The 14,504-nt window shown below is 68.6% G+C and carries 15 protein-coding genes, 1 pseudogene and 1 riboswitch; of the genes and pseudogenes, 7 read left to right on the top strand and 9 right to left on the bottom strand.

Going from position 1 to position 14,504, the window contains the following annotated elements:
* Positions 1–278: 278 nt before the first annotated feature.
* The 4 genes from mug to E1202_RS28235 form a co-directional block, all read right to left on the bottom strand.
* Positions 279–851, bottom strand: a complete 573-nt coding sequence (gene mug / locus E1202_RS28250) for a G/U mismatch-specific DNA glycosylase (RefSeq protein WP_132686374.1) — start codon at positions 849–851, stop codon at positions 279–281.
* A gap of 155 nt (positions 852–1,006) precedes the next feature.
* Positions 1,007–2,422 (bottom strand): argininosuccinate synthase, encoded by a 1,416-nt coding sequence (gene argG / locus E1202_RS28245; RefSeq protein WP_132686373.1) that lies wholly within the window; start codon positions 2,420–2,422, stop codon positions 1,007–1,009.
* A gap of 240 nt (positions 2,423–2,662) precedes the next feature.
* On the bottom strand, positions 2,663–3,301 hold the full coding sequence (locus E1202_RS28240) for an HD domain-containing protein (protein ID WP_207918960.1): 639 nt from the start codon (positions 3,299–3,301) through the stop codon (positions 2,663–2,665).
* A complete protein-coding gene (locus tag E1202_RS28235; protein WP_132686372.1) occupies positions 3,298–4,512 on the bottom strand; it encodes a TauD/TfdA family dioxygenase in 1,215 nt (404 codons plus the stop codon). Before E1202_RS28235 ends, E1202_RS28240 begins: the two co-directional genes overlap by 4 nt.
* Before the next feature lie 133 nt (positions 4,513–4,645).
* Here E1202_RS28235 and E1202_RS28230 point away from each other — a divergent pair, with 133 nt between their 5' ends.
* Both E1202_RS28230 and E1202_RS28225 read left to right on the top strand, forming a co-directional pair.
* Positions 4,646–5,551 (top strand): LysR substrate-binding domain-containing protein, encoded by a 906-nt coding sequence (locus tag E1202_RS28230; RefSeq protein WP_132686371.1) that lies wholly within the window; start codon positions 4,646–4,648, stop codon positions 5,549–5,551.
* Between the two features lie 166 nt (positions 5,552–5,717).
* A riboswitch (guanidine-III (ykkC-III) riboswitch) is annotated at positions 5,718–5,782 on the top strand.
* A 22-nt stretch (positions 5,783–5,804) separates the two neighbouring features.
* On the top strand, positions 5,805–6,119 hold the full coding sequence (locus E1202_RS28225) for a DMT family transporter (protein ID WP_132686370.1): 315 nt from the start codon (positions 5,805–5,807) through the stop codon (positions 6,117–6,119).
* On the opposite strand, the gene E1202_RS28220 is transcribed toward E1202_RS28225, so the two are convergent.
* Positions 6,103–6,753, bottom strand: coding sequence for a hypothetical protein (locus E1202_RS28220; RefSeq protein WP_132686369.1), 651 nt, complete (start codon positions 6,751–6,753; stop codon positions 6,103–6,105). The two genes, E1202_RS28225 and E1202_RS28220, sit on opposite strands and share 17 nt — an antisense overlap.
* 69 nt (positions 6,754–6,822) lie before the next feature.
* A complete protein-coding gene (locus E1202_RS28215; RefSeq protein ID WP_207918959.1) occupies positions 6,823–7,947 on the bottom strand; it encodes an MBL fold metallo-hydrolase in 1,125 nt (374 codons plus the stop codon).
* A gap of 450 nt (positions 7,948–8,397) precedes the next feature.
* Between E1202_RS28215 and E1202_RS28210 the strand changes: the two genes are divergently transcribed.
* From E1202_RS28210 to E1202_RS28200, 3 genes are all read left to right on the top strand, one after another.
* Positions 8,398–8,628, top strand: coding sequence for a hypothetical protein (locus tag E1202_RS28210; RefSeq protein ID WP_235879073.1), 231 nt, complete (start codon positions 8,398–8,400; stop codon positions 8,626–8,628).
* A gap of 100 nt (positions 8,629–8,728) precedes the next feature.
* Positions 8,729–9,577: an oxidoreductase gene (locus tag E1202_RS28205; RefSeq protein ID WP_132686367.1), complete on the top strand. Its 849-nt coding sequence runs from the start codon at positions 8,729–8,731 to the stop codon at positions 9,575–9,577.
* Positions 9,577–10,191, top strand: a complete 615-nt coding sequence (locus E1202_RS28200) for a TetR/AcrR family transcriptional regulator (protein ID WP_132686366.1) — start codon at positions 9,577–9,579, stop codon at positions 10,189–10,191. Before E1202_RS28205 ends, E1202_RS28200 begins: the two co-directional genes overlap by 1 nt.
* 414 nt (positions 10,192–10,605) lie before the next feature.
* Here the strand turns inward: E1202_RS28200 and E1202_RS33065 are convergent.
* From E1202_RS33065 to E1202_RS33055, 3 genes and pseudogenes are all read right to left on the bottom strand, one after another.
* A pseudogene (locus E1202_RS33065) lies at positions 10,606–11,341 on the bottom strand (Tn3 family transposase); the annotation flags it as partial.
* Positions 11,338–11,955, bottom strand: a complete 618-nt coding sequence (locus tag E1202_RS33060; protein ID WP_408007535.1) for a DUF4158 domain-containing protein — start codon at positions 11,953–11,955, stop codon at positions 11,338–11,340. The pseudogene E1202_RS33065 and the gene E1202_RS33060, both read right to left, overlap by 4 nt.
* Positions 11,856–12,329 carry a DUF4158 domain-containing protein gene (locus tag E1202_RS33055; protein ID WP_408007529.1) on the bottom strand — a complete coding sequence of 158 codons (474 nt, stop codon included), beginning with the start codon at positions 12,327–12,329 and terminating at the stop codon, positions 11,856–11,858. The genes E1202_RS33060 and E1202_RS33055 overlap by 100 nt, the downstream gene beginning before the upstream one ends.
* 479 nt (positions 12,330–12,808) lie before the next feature.
* Between E1202_RS33055 and E1202_RS28190 the strand changes: the two genes are divergently transcribed.
* Positions 12,809–13,852 carry a tyrosine-type recombinase/integrase gene (locus E1202_RS28190; protein ID WP_235879072.1) on the top strand — a complete coding sequence of 348 codons (1,044 nt, stop codon included), beginning with the start codon at positions 12,809–12,811 and terminating at the stop codon, positions 13,850–13,852.
* A gap of 67 nt (positions 13,853–13,919) precedes the next feature.
* Positions 13,920–14,318 carry a VOC family protein gene (locus E1202_RS28185; protein ID WP_132686365.1) on the top strand — a complete coding sequence of 133 codons (399 nt, stop codon included), beginning with the start codon at positions 13,920–13,922 and terminating at the stop codon, positions 14,316–14,318.
* Positions 14,319–14,504 lie beyond the last annotated feature (186 nt).

Below are 14,504 nucleotides of genomic sequence, written 5' to 3'. Positions count from 1 at the left end.
GGGCGGGATCGATCGCCTCGTCCACGGGCAGCTGGCCCATCATGCGCGTCGTCGGCGGTCCCGGATCCGGCTGCTGCTGTTGCGCTTCCGAGGGGACCACGGGCTGGAACCACGGTCGAGCAAGATCGTCTTGAATAGTCATCCGTATCGACTCTGCGTCAGCAAACGGCCAATGTCACCGGATCGGGGACTTCCGTTCCGGCGGAGCAGACCCTACCGGTCACGGACCGGTAAAGCACACCCCCGTGTTCCCTAACCCACCCGCACCCGTCGATCACTCACCCGCAGCGGCACTCGTCGCCGGCCATGACCGCCTGCCTGAGCTGGCCGAACTCCGCGGCCAGCGTCCCGGCGCTCCAATGCGCGTTCAGGCCACTGGGATTGGGCAACACCCACACACCCGCATCGCCGATCGTCCGGTCCTGCGCACCGAAGGTGGCGCGCTTGGCACCGAACGCCGCCCGATATGCCGTGATCCCCACGACCGCCACCCACCGAGGCCGGTAGCGCCGCACCTTCGCGGTCAACGCCTCCGCCCCGGCCTGCAACTCCTCATCGGAGAGCTCCGCGGCCTTCGCGCTGGCACGAGCCACCAGGTTGGTGATGCCCAAACCCAGACCCAGCAGCTCCGACTGCTCCTGCGGAGCCAGCTCGCGCGGCGTGAAACCGCTGGCGTGCAGCACCGGCCAGAACCGGTTGCCCGGACGAGCGAAGTGGTACCCCGTGGCACCCGACCACAACCCCGGGTTGATCCCGCAGAACAGCACCTTGAGATCCGGCGCCAGCACATCGTCGATCGTGACGCCGCTCGCGGCCTCCAGCTCCTGCGTACTCGGCCGGTCACCCGACAACTCGCACCTCCGCAACGCGACCCCGGTCCATCATCGGACCCTAACCACATCGCCCGGAGCCGCCGAACCCAGCGCCCCCGCACGCGCTCGCAGCGGGCAGATGCGATCATGGCCGCCCGCGCAGATCGTGCAGCGCGGACGGCCACGGGGTGGTCTCAGTCGGTGCCCGACTCCATCGCCGCGCGATCCAACGCCTGCGACTCGGACTCCTCAGCGCCCACCGAGGCGATCGCCTCCGCGCCGCCGGCCTGCAACGATCCCACCAGCTCGGTCTGGGCCTTGCCGACCAGCCCCAGCTGCGCGTAACCCTCCAGCTTGGCCCGCGAATCGGCGATGTCGAGGTTGCGCATCGTCAACTGGCCGATGCGGTCGGTCGGGCCGAACGCGGCGTCCTCGGTGCGCTCCATCGACAGCTTGTCCGGGTGGTAGGAGAACGCCGGGCCGCGGGTGTCGAGGATCGAGTAGTCCTCGCCCCGGCGCAGCCGCAGCGTCACCTCACCGGTGATCGCCGAACCCACCCAGCGCTGCAACGACTCCCGCAGCATCAGCGCCTGTGGATCGAACCAGCGACCCTCGTACATCAACCGGCCCAGCTTGCGGCCCTCGTTGTGGTAGCTGGCCACCGTGTCCTCGTTGTGGATGGCGTTGACCAGCCGCTCGTAGGCGGTGAACAGCAGCGCCATGCCCGGCGCCTCGTAGATGCCGCGGCTCTTGGCCTCGATGATGCGGTTCTCGATCTGGTCGCTCATGCCCAGCCCGTGCCGGCCACCGATCGCGTTGGCCTCGTGCACCAGGTCGACCGGCGAGGAGAACTCCTTGCCGTTGATGGCCACCGGGCGGCCTTGCACGAAGGAGACCGTGACGTCCTCCGGCGCGATGACCACCGACTCGTCCCAGAACCGCACACCCATGATCGGGTCCACGATCTCGATGCCGGTGTCGAGGTGCTCCAGCGACTTGGCCTCGTGAGTGGCGCCCCAGATGTTGGCGTCGGTGGAGTAGGCCTTCTCCGCCGAGTCGCGGTAGGGCAGGCCGTGCTCGACCAGCCACTCCGACATCTCCTGCCGGCCACCCAGCTGCTGCACGAAGTCCTCGTCCAGCCACGGCTTGTAGATGCGCAGCCGCGGGTTGGCCATCAGGCCGTAGCGGTAGAACCGCTCGATGTCGTTGCCCTTGAACGTCGACCCGTCACCCCAGATCTGCACGTCGTCGGCGAGCATCGCGCGCACCAGCAGCGTCGCGGTCACCGCACGGCCCAGCGGGGTGGTGTTGAAGTAGGTGCGCCCACCGGAGCGGATGTGGAACGCTCCGCACGACAGCGCGGTGAGCCCCTCCTCGACCAGCGGCTCGCGGCAGTCGACCATGCGCGCGATCTCGGCGCCGTAGTCCTTGGCCCGGCCCGGGATCGAAGCGATGTCGGACTCGTCGTATTGCCCGATGTCGGCGGTGTAGGCGCACGGAACGGCACCCTTGTCGCGCATCCAGGCCACGGCGACGGAGGTGTCGAGACCCCCGGAGAAGGCGATGCCGACCCGCTGGCCGACCGGCAGTGACGTCAGAACCTTGGACATGCGGAAAGTTTATGCGACCGACTGTATGGTTATCCACCCGGGTCGCCCATCGGTGTGCAACCTCACCTGGCGTACAGGACGAGCGCGCGCGGCGAAGAGGGGCGACGCGCTCTGCGCGCCCCTCCAGCTGCTCCGATCCCGCTGCTGCCGGCGGGAAGCGGGTGATCGGGGAGTGTCCACGAGCCCCCTTCGCCGAGGTGGTGGTCGCCGCGACTGCGGCCGTGGTCGCAAGCGCGGCGATCACCACCCCCTCAGCTCCGGGCGCTGACGTGTGAGCGGTGCTGGGCTCTCCAGGTCGGGCGCCTTGACGCGGTCGGGGGCGAAGACGCGCCGGATCATGGGTTCGAAGAACTCCAGCGGTTGGGTGGGGTAGTCGGGGTCGAAGGAGTTCTGGTCGTAGTTGGCGCAGAAGTCCACGCAGTCCTGGTACCACGGGTGATCGGCCCAGCGGTCGCGGGCGTGCGGGTCAGCGCCGACGTGGTGGAACCAGTAGATCCCCTGGAACACCCCGTGGTGCTTGAGGACCCAGTAGTTGCGTTCCGAGACGTAGGGACGCACGACAGCGGCTGCCACCTCGGAGTGGTTGGCCGGGGCGAGCAGGTCACCGATGTCGTGAACGAGTGCGCACACGACCGTCTCCTCGTCCTCACCGGCCTCGTGGGCTCGCGTCGCGGCCTGAAGGCTGTGTTCGAGGCGGGTGACCTGGTAGCCGGAGTGATCGTCCATGGCTTGCAGCCAACTCAGGATCCGGTCGGGAAACCGGGCGAGTTCGGCGTCCTCGTACCGGGCGAGGAGCTGGTAGTCCTGGGCCGTTCCGTCGGTCATCGACGTGAAGCCGACGGCCGGCGCCTGGTCGCCGATCTTCTCCTGGCCGGTCACGAGGCCTCCCGGGTTTCGTCGGGCTGCTGGGCGGGCACGGGCTTGTGCTCGCCGCGGAGCACACGGCGACGCGCGAGCAAGTCGTCGAACTCCATGTAGACGTCCTGGAGGTGGCGTGCACCGCTGGCCGGGTCGTAGGGCAGTCGGCCGTGGAGCACGCGATGGGAGTGCACGGTGATCAGGTCGCCGTCTTCGGACTTGAAGGTGGCCCTGTGGCGGCCGGAGTCGATGATGCCGCCGAGGTGGCGATAAGCGTCGTAGAACGGTTCGACCTGGTCGAAGGGGATCGACAGCGGCTGGGCGAGCTGGTTGGAGAAGCGGAAGACCTTGACGTTGCCGTCGGTGTCGAGCTGGATCATCGGGTTCTCGGCCCAGGTGTCCTCGACCTCGCTGAACAGCTGGTAGGGCACCGGAACCCGGCACAGGATCTCGAAGTGGGCGGCCGCCTGAGCGCGCAGCTCAGCCAGCGCGGCCCAGCCGTCGACGAGGGTCGACTCGCCGCCGGCGGCCTGGTTGGTGAGCACGTGCAGCAGCTGGACGGACGGGGGCCAGTTGTAGCTGGGCAGGTCGGTGTGCGGCTTGAGCTCTCCAGGTGTGTGAGCGACGTTGTAGCCGGTGGGGTCGTGGTGGACGTTGTGGACGCGCTCGAAGGCGACCTCCCGGACGTGGCCGAGCGTCTCGGCGAACCGTTCGACCTCGCGATCGGCCGAGGGGACACCGGTGACGATCGCCGCGCCGTGCTCGATGACGGCGTCGAGATAGGACAGTTGGCCCTCGGTGGTGTTGACGACATCGGCGTGAGCGAACCGGGGTAGGTCGATCCCGGTCTCGTCCCACAAGGTCACGGCGTGCCGGCGAGCGGTCCGAGGCGTCTCGGAGTAGTCGTGCCGACGCAGCCACTCCGGCGAGTACCGAGACCGCTGTCCGTCGTTCCAGAGCACCTCCAATCCCTCGAGCGGGTCGAACGCCGCCTCGGTCGGAGCGATCGCGGTGGCGATGGAGGGAGTGAAGAGCTTGCGCTCGCTGGACTGGAAGATCCGGTCGGCGGCCGCCCAGCTGTTGTCGCGCAGCCACACGTAGTGGAAGTGGCGTTCCCGGCCATCCAGAACGAGCGACAGATTGCGGTGGCCGAGCCTGAGAGTTCCCTCCGGTTCGACGTCCGCGGCGACGTGCGGAGGCGGAGCGCTGTGCGGGTCGGTGTCCTCGATCATCGGCGGTGGTCTCCTTCGATCGGTGGTGCACCACCAGCCTCGCCGCCAACGAGCCCCCAATCAAACAACGCGTACCGGCGCTGAGATGCCAAAGGAATGAGTCTGACCGGGGTTTGAGGGGTACCCTCGCCCGGTGCGCGCCCCTCTCCCTCCGCTTCCCTGCGTTCAGGCGTTCGAGGCCGCTGCCCGGGTGGAGAGCTTCGTCGCCGCCGCTGAGGAACTGCACCTGTCGCCCGCCACGGTCAGTCAACGCATCCGCACGTTGGAGACTCACCTCGGGGTGCGCCTGTTCGAACGTCGCGCCCGCAGCGTTGAGCTCACCGAACTCGGCCGGGCCTACCTGCCTGCGGTGCGCGAGAGCCTGGCGGACCTCGCCGCGGCAACCAACGGGTTGTTCGGCGCTGTGCGACGCGAACAGCTCACCGTGCGCACCCAGGTGTCCTACGCGACCACGTGGTTGGCGCCTCGGATTCACGAGTTCCAGGAGGCGCATCCCGGAATCGAACTGCGTCTCGTCTGCGCCGTGTGGTCGGAGGCGCTGACTCCCGGCGAGGTCGACATCGACATCCACCAAGGACGCGGCCCGTGGTCCGGGGTCCACAGCGAACTGCTCCACCACGACAACGCCGTGGTCATCCACGGCCCCGCCCACCTCGCCCGCTACGGGCCGGTAACCTCCGTCACCGACCTCGCCGCCCGCCCCAGGGTTCAGGTCCTGGGATTCGACGACGTGTGGCAGCGCATCCTGCCCGACAACATCGCGCCCCCTGAGCGCATCACCGTGGACACCAGCGTCACCGCGGTCGAGATCGCCGCCGCCGGCGATGCCTGCGCTGTGGTCCCCGAGCGCTTCGCGCGCACCGCCGTGGCCACCGGCCGCGTCAGCCTTGCCCTCGATCGATCGTGGCCCATGCGCCAAGCCCACTACCTGATACGGCCCCTCGACGCCGCCCCTCACGCGGCACCGGCACGCGCGTTCCTGCGCTGGCTCAGCGACCTCGAGCAGCGCAGCACTCCACTGGCGAAGGCCGCGGAATAGGACCGAACCGCCTCATGCCTACGATCTCCGCGGCGGAACGCCTCGTGCCGGGCAACGCCCGGATGCGTTCGCCCGCACCGGAAAACCGCCGTGACACGGATGCTTCTGGAGTTGCTGGTGGCAGAGTTCACCAGTCCTGGAGCTGACCCCGGCGCGGGGATTGGGCACAATCAGAGGTGAATCGGATCCGGACGAGGCGCACCGTACCTGGCCATGCAAAGACGGTGCAGGCGCGTGAGGAGCGCGCACCGTCATGGCGTGGATCGTTCTCATCATCTCCGGCATGTTCGAAGCCGTCTGGGCGCTCGCCCTCGGCAAATCCGAAGGGTTCAGCCGACTCGCACCGTCGCTGGTGTTCGTCGTCGCGCTCGCGATCAGCATGGGCGGGCTGGCGATCGCGATGCGCACGCTGCCCGTGGGCACCTCCTACGCGGTGTGGGTGGCCATCGGGGCGGTGCTCACCGTCGGCTACTCGATGGCCACCGGCGACGAATCGATCTCACCGGTCAAGATCGCGCTGCTGCTCGGCCTGATCAGCTGCGTGGTCGGCCTCAAGCTCGCCCACTGACCTCATCCCGGGGTGTGCCGTCCCAGCGCCACGAGACCGGCCTGGGACGGCCCGGCAGGTCCGCGCGGCCGGTGCACCACAGCAGCACCGCCCACGGATCGGTGGAGGTCGGGGCTTCGGGGAAGAGCCGGTCGAGCACGCGGGTGCACAGCTCGGCCGGCGGGTTCCAGTCCAGGTCGAGGCCGTCGGCGACGTCGTGGACGTGAACGAGGGTTTCCGCGATGCCCATCGCCGCGAAGCCTTCGGGATCGGAGTTGCCGTACACGTGGTAGGAGCGCACCTGCGGTGATGCCGTGCGCACCATCGCCACCAGCAGCGCGCCCGTGGCCTCCAGCGTCAGCAGCAGACCGGACGGCCCGGCCTCGGGGTCGGCGTGCACGGCGTTCCACGGCCCGCCCTGCCGGTGCGGTTGCCACACGAACGGCACGAGACGGTCCAACGCGGGTGCGGCGGGGCCGAGCTGCACGGCGTAGGAGAACAGGTCGTCGCTGAGGTGCTCCACCGTTTCCCAGCGGTCCCACTCCAGCGTTCCGGCCCGAGACCGCCACGCCTCGGCGGGCACCTCCCGCAGCAGCGTCACGGCCAGCCGCACGGCGAGAGCGAGGTCATCGGCGGTCACCACTGATCGAGACATGCCCGGAAACTACCGCCACCAGGCTGGATCCCACCTCCGATTTTCCGGAGTCCGCCGCCGGCTTCCCGGTCAGGCGAGCACGAAGGTCTGCAGGTCCCGCCCCACCACGACCTGCCCGTCGTAGCCCTGCTGCGCCCAGTTCTTCCAAGCGTTCTCGTCGATCGGGTTCTGCGCGAGATCCGAGATGTGCGACAGGACGAGTCTGCGCGCGTTGGCGGCCTGGGCGACGTGGCCGGTCTCCTGCACTTCGACGTGCGACTGGAGCATGTGGTCCAGCACGGCGGGCGGGATGTCGGCGCCCTGCACGCCGATCGCCTCGTGCACCAGGATGTCGGTGTCCTTGGCCAGCTCGATCAGGTTGGGCGTCTTGGCCGTGTCCCCGGAGAAGGTCACCGACCCGTGCTCGGTGTCGAAGCGGAACGCGAAGGCGGGAAACACCGGCCCGTGCGGGACCAGCGTGGCGGTGACGCGAACCCGCTCGTCCCGCATCACCTCGAACGGAGGCATCGGCGGCGCGGTGTTGCGGAAGTTCGCGCCGACCTCCGGCACCTCGATCTCGTGCACCTTCGACAACGTCCGGACGTCCCGGATGTTCATGTCGCGCAGGAAGATGTTGTCGCTGTAGGAGTAGGCGGCGTGCAAGCGTTCGGTCATCTCGCGCGTGCCCGGGGTCGGCGCTTCGGGATGGACCGTCGGTGCTCGGCCACCGCCGAACTTGGGAGGCAGCCCGCCGGCCGGGCCGGGACCGTAGACGTCGATCGGCCCGGGGAGGTTGTCGCCTCTGGGGTTGGGGATGTGCCCGGCGAGCAGGAAGAAGTTGTAGTAGTCGGCGAGGTGATCGGCGTGCAGGTGGGTGAGGAAGAGGGAGTTGAGGTTCCGGAACTGCAAACCCGCGCGCAGGTACTGCGTCGTGGCGGCACGTCCGCAGTCGACGACGTAGACGTGCCCGTCGACGACCAAGGCCGAAGAGATACCCGCGCGGTCGGCCACCACCGGCGGTCCGGCCTGCGTTCCGAGCAGGGCCAACCCGAGCTTGGCGTCACCGATCGCCTGGTCAGGGCCCGTCGCCGCCGCGTCGCGGACCTCGCCCGGTGAAGTGCACGCGGACAACCCGACCAGTGCCGCTGCGCTCCCGAGTCCACCGAGGACCGATCGGCGGTTGATCGCACCGTGGCCTTCGTCGGAGGTGGTCAACCCGGTCGAGGAATCACACAGGGAGCACACGTCGGTTGCCCTTCGTTGAATTTTCTGCGGATTTTCGCAGCGGAATGGGCAGTGATCGTGACATGAACCACGCATCCGAGTGAAATACAGGCTGCTTATCAATTGCTGCGCGCGGTGTCTCAATGCTCACTCGGCCAGAACCCGCGGCCGGAAAAGCTCTTCGCGATGAGGAGCTGACTTCTTCGCAGCGGAAGTTCCGCGCGCGCCTTCCAAGCCGAGCGGCGTGTGAGTTCCCCACGGCAGCCGGGCGGGTCGGGCCGGGGCCGTGGTGCCGTCGTCGCTCTCGCTGATGCGCGCGCCCGCGGGGCCAAGCGGGACGGGGAGTCGGTGGCGAAGCGGAATGATCGTTGATCGCCTTGGGGGCTGAATCCCGGCGGGGTCGTGATCGCGTCGACGAGCTGGATTTTGCCGGCTCCGGGCTTGAGGAACATCGGAACGGAAACTGGCGCTAAGCCCGCGTCCGGGTGGGACCTGCACGAGTTCCGGCACTCGGCGCTGACCCACCTCGGCGAGCAGGGCGCGTCACTGCTGCTGTTGATGGCGAAGTCCCGGCACAAGAAGCCGGAGAACCTCCGCCGCTACTTCAAGCCGTCGGCCGAGGCGATCGCCGAGGTAACCAGCCTGCTCGCCCCCGGCAGCAGCCGCCGGTGATGACTGTCATAATCTGCATGGCGATGGTAAAAATCGACGTTGTGTAGAGTTTAAGATGAGGGAGTAATCCAGCTCCTTTCGAGTCGTCTCTGGAGGAGCAATGCAGAAGCAGAAGTGGCTCATCACCGGCGTCAGTACGGGCCTCGGGCGCGCCCTCGCCCAAAGCGCCTTGGCCGCCGGGCACACCGTCGTCGGGACGGTCCGCACGGAGGAGGACCTGCGGGCCTTCGAAGGGCTTGAGCCCGGCTACGCTCACGGCCGCATCCTGGATGTGACCGACGGCGACGCCGTATCGAATGTGGTCGCGGAGGTGGAGCAGAGCGTCGGCCCGTTGGATGTCGTGGTCGCCAACGCCGGCTACGGGCTGGAGGGCACCTTCGAAGAAACCCCGCTGGCCGACGTGCGGCGGCAGTTCGAGGTCAACGTATTCGGGACAGTGGCCACCCTGCAGGCAGCCCTACCCCACATGCGCCAGCGCCGCCGCGGACACCTGATGGCCGTCACCTCAATGGGTGGGCTCATGGCCGTGCCCGGCATGTCCGCCTACTGCGGCAGCAAGTTCGCCCTGGAAGGCATCCTTGAGGCAATGGGCAAGGAGGTCGCACAGTTCGGGATCCACGTGACGGCGATCGAGCCCGGTTCCTTCCGCACCGACTGGGCCGGACGGTCCATGACACGCGCCGCGCAGTCCATCGACGACTACGACGAGCTGTTCACCCCCATCCGTGAGGCACGGCAAAAGGCGAGCGGCAACCAGCTGGGCAATCCGGCCAAGGCCGGGGACGCCGTCGTGCACATCACCTCGGTCGACCAGCCGCCGGCTCACCTCGTCCTGGGCTCGGACGCGCTGCGACTGGTCACTGCCGCGCGCACGGCCGTCGACGAGGACATCCGCGCCTGGGAGACGCTCTCCCGGACGACCGACTTCGCGGAGGGCACTCAGCTCTGATGCCCGGCCACCACCCCGCGCGGAGCAGGCGCACGACCGAACGCAAGGGCGATGTCCGGGAACGGGCCATTCTGGACACCTGCGAAACCCTGCTGGAGCACAAGGGCTACGACGCCATGACCGTCGGCGACATCGCCCAGGGCGCCGGCATCACACGCGGCGCCCTGTACTTCTACTTCGGCTCCAAGCAAGAAGTGGTCACGGCACTCGTGGCCCGCACCGTCGAGCATCTGTGGGAGCGGTCCCGGGCCACCGCGGAGAACGACGAGCCGCGCCGGGCCATCGCGGTAGCCATGCAGCGCACGGTCGAACTGTGGAACGAGCACGGCCTGGTCATGCGCACGGCGATCGACCTGTCGTTGACCGTGCCGGAGATCGGCGAGCTGTGGAGCCATACAGCTGACTTGTTCATCGCGGCCATCACCGCTGTCCTGGAACGAGCCGGCGTTCAGGCCGGCACCGAACCAGAACAAGCGTCAGCGATGGCACGCGTCCTGTGCTGGATGATCGAACGGACCTTCTACCACGCCTCACAAGAGTCCCGCGAGAAGTTGCAGAAGGCATCCGCGACCTGCGAACACATCTGGCTGACCAGCGCAGGCCTGACCACCTGAGACATCTGGCGCAGACGGTGAGGCGTGGAACCGGAAGCTGTAGCGGCCGAGTGCACCCGCAAGGTCGGGCCGCACCCAGGCTCGGCGCCGAAGGGCTGGCACCGCCACCCGTCGAGCCGCCGCATCCGCCAAGCAGTACGTCGGCAGGGTGACGCAGTACGGACCAGTGTGTCCCCGGAACCCATCCGGGGACACACTGGTGTGGTCAGGCGATCTCCTCCTCGTCCGGCTCGGACGGATTGCGCAGCGGGCGCATTCCGCCGGCCAGTTCTGGGGTGAGGAAGGAGTAGCGGCCGAGCATGTTGATGTGGTGGCGCACGAACGGTGAGAGCCGAGCGGCGTTTTCGTCGCGTACTTCGTAGCCCCGGCGTGGAGTTCGGTGATGGCGGCGTTGAGGTAGCGGCTGGTGAACAGCACGATCGCGTTGAGCACGAGGCCCAGGGCGCCGAGCTGGTCTTCCATGCCTTCGTAGTAGCGCTGGCGGAGTTCGCCGCGTTGTCCGTGGAAGATCCGCCGCGCGAGGGCGTGGCGGCCTTCCTGGAGGTTGGCCTGGGCTTTGATGTCGCGGCGGTAGCTGATGTCGTCGACTAGCCGCAGCACGTGCAGGGTCTTCTCGATGCGCCCATAGTGGGCGATGGCTTCGCCGAGCGGGGTGGGGTGGCCGTCGCGGGACAGCATCCGGATCACGCCGTGCGCGCGGACGGCCCGGTGTGGATGGATGCGGTGACCCGCAGGATGTCCTCCCAGTTTCGCCGCACCCGCTCCAGGTCGACCCGACCGCGGGCCGCGGTGGTGAAGGGCCCGTAGTCGGCGCGGGTGTCGATGCGCCACAGCTTCTGATCGGGCAGGTCGGCCAGCTTGTTCAACCAGGTCGCGCCCCGCCGTTGTCCCCAGAAGTGCGGGCTATGGCGGGCGTTGAGGGTCTGCACTGGCACGACGAACCGCATCCCGCCGACGCTGGCCACGTGCCCACCGCCCCAGACCTGGGCGAGTCCGATGCAGGCCTGGTGCTCTATCAGCGCGGTGTTGGCGGCTTTGAGGGTGTCATTCGCAGGTAGGTGGCGTCGACGTGGGCGAGCCGGTCGCGGGTCAGCACGGGGACGCTGGGCTTGATGACCGGGGTCCAGCCGATGTTGCACGCTTCGCTCACCAGCAGGGCGGCGATCGAGATGTGCAGGTCGGCCAGGCGGGCTTCGCCTTGGCCGACTCCCGCTCCGCGCGGGCCAGCAGCTTCGAGGCAATCAGGACGTCCAGCAGGTCCAGGGCGTCATCGACCGCCGGGGTCTGCAGGTAGGTCACCGTGGCCAGCAGTGTCGCCGCCCGGCGGGCATCGCCGTGGCGGCGCAGCAAGCTGGCCTTGCCCTGCACCCCGTACCGGGACAACTCAGCCAACCGGCGCGGCGGCACCAACTCGGTGTCGACCTCGGCGAACCCCAGCCCGAGGATCTCCGACGCCCGCTGAAGAGCGTCGACCATCGCCGGACCCGACACCCGCACCGGCGGCCGCCGAAGCCGGTCCAAATGCGAGTTCCGGCGCCCCTCATGCACTTCCAGCAGCCCGTCCAACGCCGTGCGCTGCTCGTCGTCGAGCAGATCGTGCAGCGTCTCCCACAGCCGCCGGTTCGCCGCCTCCCGCCGGGTGGCGACCAGCCGCACCAGCCGGGTCACGCCCGGCAGCAGCACACTGCGCTCCCGCAGCCACGCCATCGCGGCGTCGAACAGCGCCTTCGGCCCGTCCCCGGTGGTCCAGGCGCGGGCCTCGATCCACTCGCCCAGCTCGGTCTCCACCGCCGAGAACTCGCGCCTGGCGCAGCTCCCAGACGTGCTCGAAAACGGGTCTTCTCCCGCTCGCCGTAGGACTTCACGCACGAGGAGTCCGTGATCCCGAGCTGCTCGGCGAGGTAGTCCACCACCTCCGCCGGCACGTCCAGCGGGTCGTCGAGGAACGCGCCGACGTTGCGCACCGTCACGAGCGGCAGCGCGAAACCGAGCTTGTTGTGCTCGCGCCGCTTGGCCTCCACCAGGCCACGGTCGACGTCGTCGAGGAAGAAGAACCGCTGCAACTCGGCCCGCGACACCAGCTCGGGCAACCGGCCGCAGGCCGCGGCCTGCTCATCGGACAGGAACTCAACTGGCAACTGACTGGCCTTTCAGATCTGCATCCGCTCACTGCGGCGGAACCGCAGCGAAGCTTCAGCAAAACGATCAAGGCCGTCAACCAGCAATCGGGCATCGAAGGCTTAGCGCCAGTTTCCGTTCCGATGTTCCTCAGACTCCGGCTCCGTTCACGCCGGCGAGAAACGTCACTGATGAATCCAGTTTCCTCCGTCGTCGACGGGCGGGTGCGAGACCTCCGGCAGCGGGGGACGGTGTCCGTCCCAGGTCCAGACGCGAGTGGCGATCACAGCGCCGGTGGCTCCGACTCGACTCCGAGCGTTGCCGCATGAAGCGTGCCCGAACGCTGCGGGACGTGGCCCGGCAGTTCCCGCACGGTTTCGTCCGCCCATCAACCTATTCCGTTACTAACGTTATGCCACAAACTAAACGTAACGCGAACCAGGGGAACGGGCAGAGGAGCGGCGCGCATAATCGCGCTTATGTGCGGTAGGGTCGGGTTGTGGAGATCGAGATGGGGCGCGGGCCGGATGCGGTGGGGACGCGGGCGCAAACGGAACTCCTCGCGTCGGCCACGCGCACGGGACACACCCTGGCCGCGCTGATCGCCTCCTGGCTGGGGTCGTTCTCCGAGTCCGCCGACACCCGAGGGGCCTATTCGCGGGACCTGCGCGAGTACCTCGACTGGTGCACCCGGCGCGCACTGGACCCGCTGGGCGTGCGGCTGCCCGAGGTGCAGATGTACGGCGCGGAACTGGCGGCCACCACCAATCCGCGCACGGGGCGCCCGCCGGCGGCCTCCACGCGCGCCCGCAAGCTCGCCGCGGTCTCCAGCTTCTACACCTACCTCGTGCGCGCCGGGGCGATCGACGCCAACCCGGCCCGCGACGCCGCCCGGCCGCGCTACGACCGCAGGCACTCGCCGACCGCCAGCGTCTCGGCGGAGCAGGCGAGCGCGATGCTGGCCGGCAGTCGCGACTACCGCCATCGCACCCTCGGGGCGCAGGCCTCAGCGCTGGTGATGGCCTTGCTGATCGACCTGGGCGTGCGGGTGTCGGAGCTGTGCGACGCCGACCTGTCCGATCTCGGCCAGCGGGAGGGGATGCGGGTGCTCACGGTGCGGATGAAGGGCGGCAAGGTGCGCACCCGCCCGATCCCGCACGCGCTGCACGGGGTGCTGGACGCCTACCTGGAGCAGCGTCCAAACGCCGACACCGACGCGCTGGTGATCACCCGCGACGGCCACCGGGTCAACCGCCACCAGATCTACCGGCTCGTGCAGGCCATGGCCGCCCAGGCCGGTGTCGCGATGCCGCAGCGCATCACGCCGCATTCGATGCGGCACACCTTCAACACCATCGCCCGCCAGCACGGGGCCGCGCTGGAAGACCGGCGCGACGCCCTCGGGCACTCCTCGGCGGCGGTCACCCAGCTCTACGACCACGTGGCGCTGTCGCTGAGCCGGGACCCCGCGCACCTGGTCTCCCGCGCCACGGCGAGCCGGGAAGAGCCCGAAAACGGGGGAGCGGGAACACCACTCGGTTGAGTCACGGTGACGAAAAGAATCTTGCGGGGAGGCGATGACTTCCGGGCGCGGGGGTAGTCCATAGTGCATGGCTACCAACACGCAAGCATCCACGACCGTCAACAACATCGGCGTCACCATGTTCACCGTCGCCGACCAGGACGCAGCACTGGAGTTCTACACCGGCAAGCTGGGTTTCGAGGTGCGCGGTGACACCCGCTTCGGCCCCAACGACGAATACCGCTGGCTGGAGGTCGCCCCGCCCGGATCCACCGCGCGCCTGGCCCTCAACCCCCCGATGGGCGGCGGGGAACCCGGCGGCTCCGGCATCGGGGTCGAAACACCCGACGTGCACGCCGAGTACGAGCGGCTGCGGGCCCTCGGCGGTGTCCAGATCGACTCCGAACCCGAGTCCAGCCCCGGAGCTCCGCTGCTGTTCATGGTCAGCGACCCCGACGGCAACCACATCGCCATCGTCGAAATCTGAAACACCCTCACACCAGACCGTTCGGGGTGAGGAACCGGGCAGCTCGATGGGATGGTCACCACCGCACGGACGTGCAGACCAGCGGCGGCTGTGACCACCCCATCTTGCGCGTGCGTGCACTTCGCCCTTTGTCGGGCTTGGAACCCGTGGCTGAAGCAGGCGCGGGTGGTGACGGATTCGAGCTGC

This window comes from Saccharopolyspora karakumensis (assembly GCF_004349225.1).
In the GTDB taxonomy this organism is placed as follows: domain Bacteria; phylum Actinomycetota; class Actinomycetes; order Mycobacteriales; family Pseudonocardiaceae; genus Saccharopolyspora; species Saccharopolyspora endophytica.
This window is presented reverse-complemented; position numbering and strand designations above follow the sequence as displayed.

Bases quoted from the DNA above. Each gene is read 5' to 3' on its own strand.
- E1202_RS28185 (WP_132686365.1), top strand. From the start codon at position 13,920: ATGGCTACCAACACGCAAGCATCCACGACCGTCAACAACATCGGCGTC.
- E1202_RS28235 (WP_132686372.1), bottom strand. From the start codon at position 4,512: ATGATCGAGGACACCGACCCGCACAGCGCTCCGCCTCCGCACGTCGCC.
- argG (WP_132686373.1), bottom strand. From the start codon at position 2,422: ATGTCCAAGGTTCTGACGTCACTGCCGGTCGGCCAGCGGGTCGGCATC.
- E1202_RS28225 (WP_132686370.1), top strand. From the start codon at position 5,805: ATGGCGTGGATCGTTCTCATCATCTCCGGCATGTTCGAAGCCGTCTGG.
- E1202_RS28200 (WP_132686366.1), top strand. From the start codon at position 9,577: ATGCCCGGCCACCACCCCGCGCGGAGCAGGCGCACGACCGAACGCAAG.
- E1202_RS28205 (WP_132686367.1), top strand. From the start codon at position 8,729: ATGCAGAAGCAGAAGTGGCTCATCACCGGCGTCAGTACGGGCCTCGGG.
- E1202_RS28220 (WP_132686369.1), bottom strand. From the start codon at position 6,753: ATGTCTCGATCAGTGGTGACCGCCGATGACCTCGCTCTCGCCGTGCGG.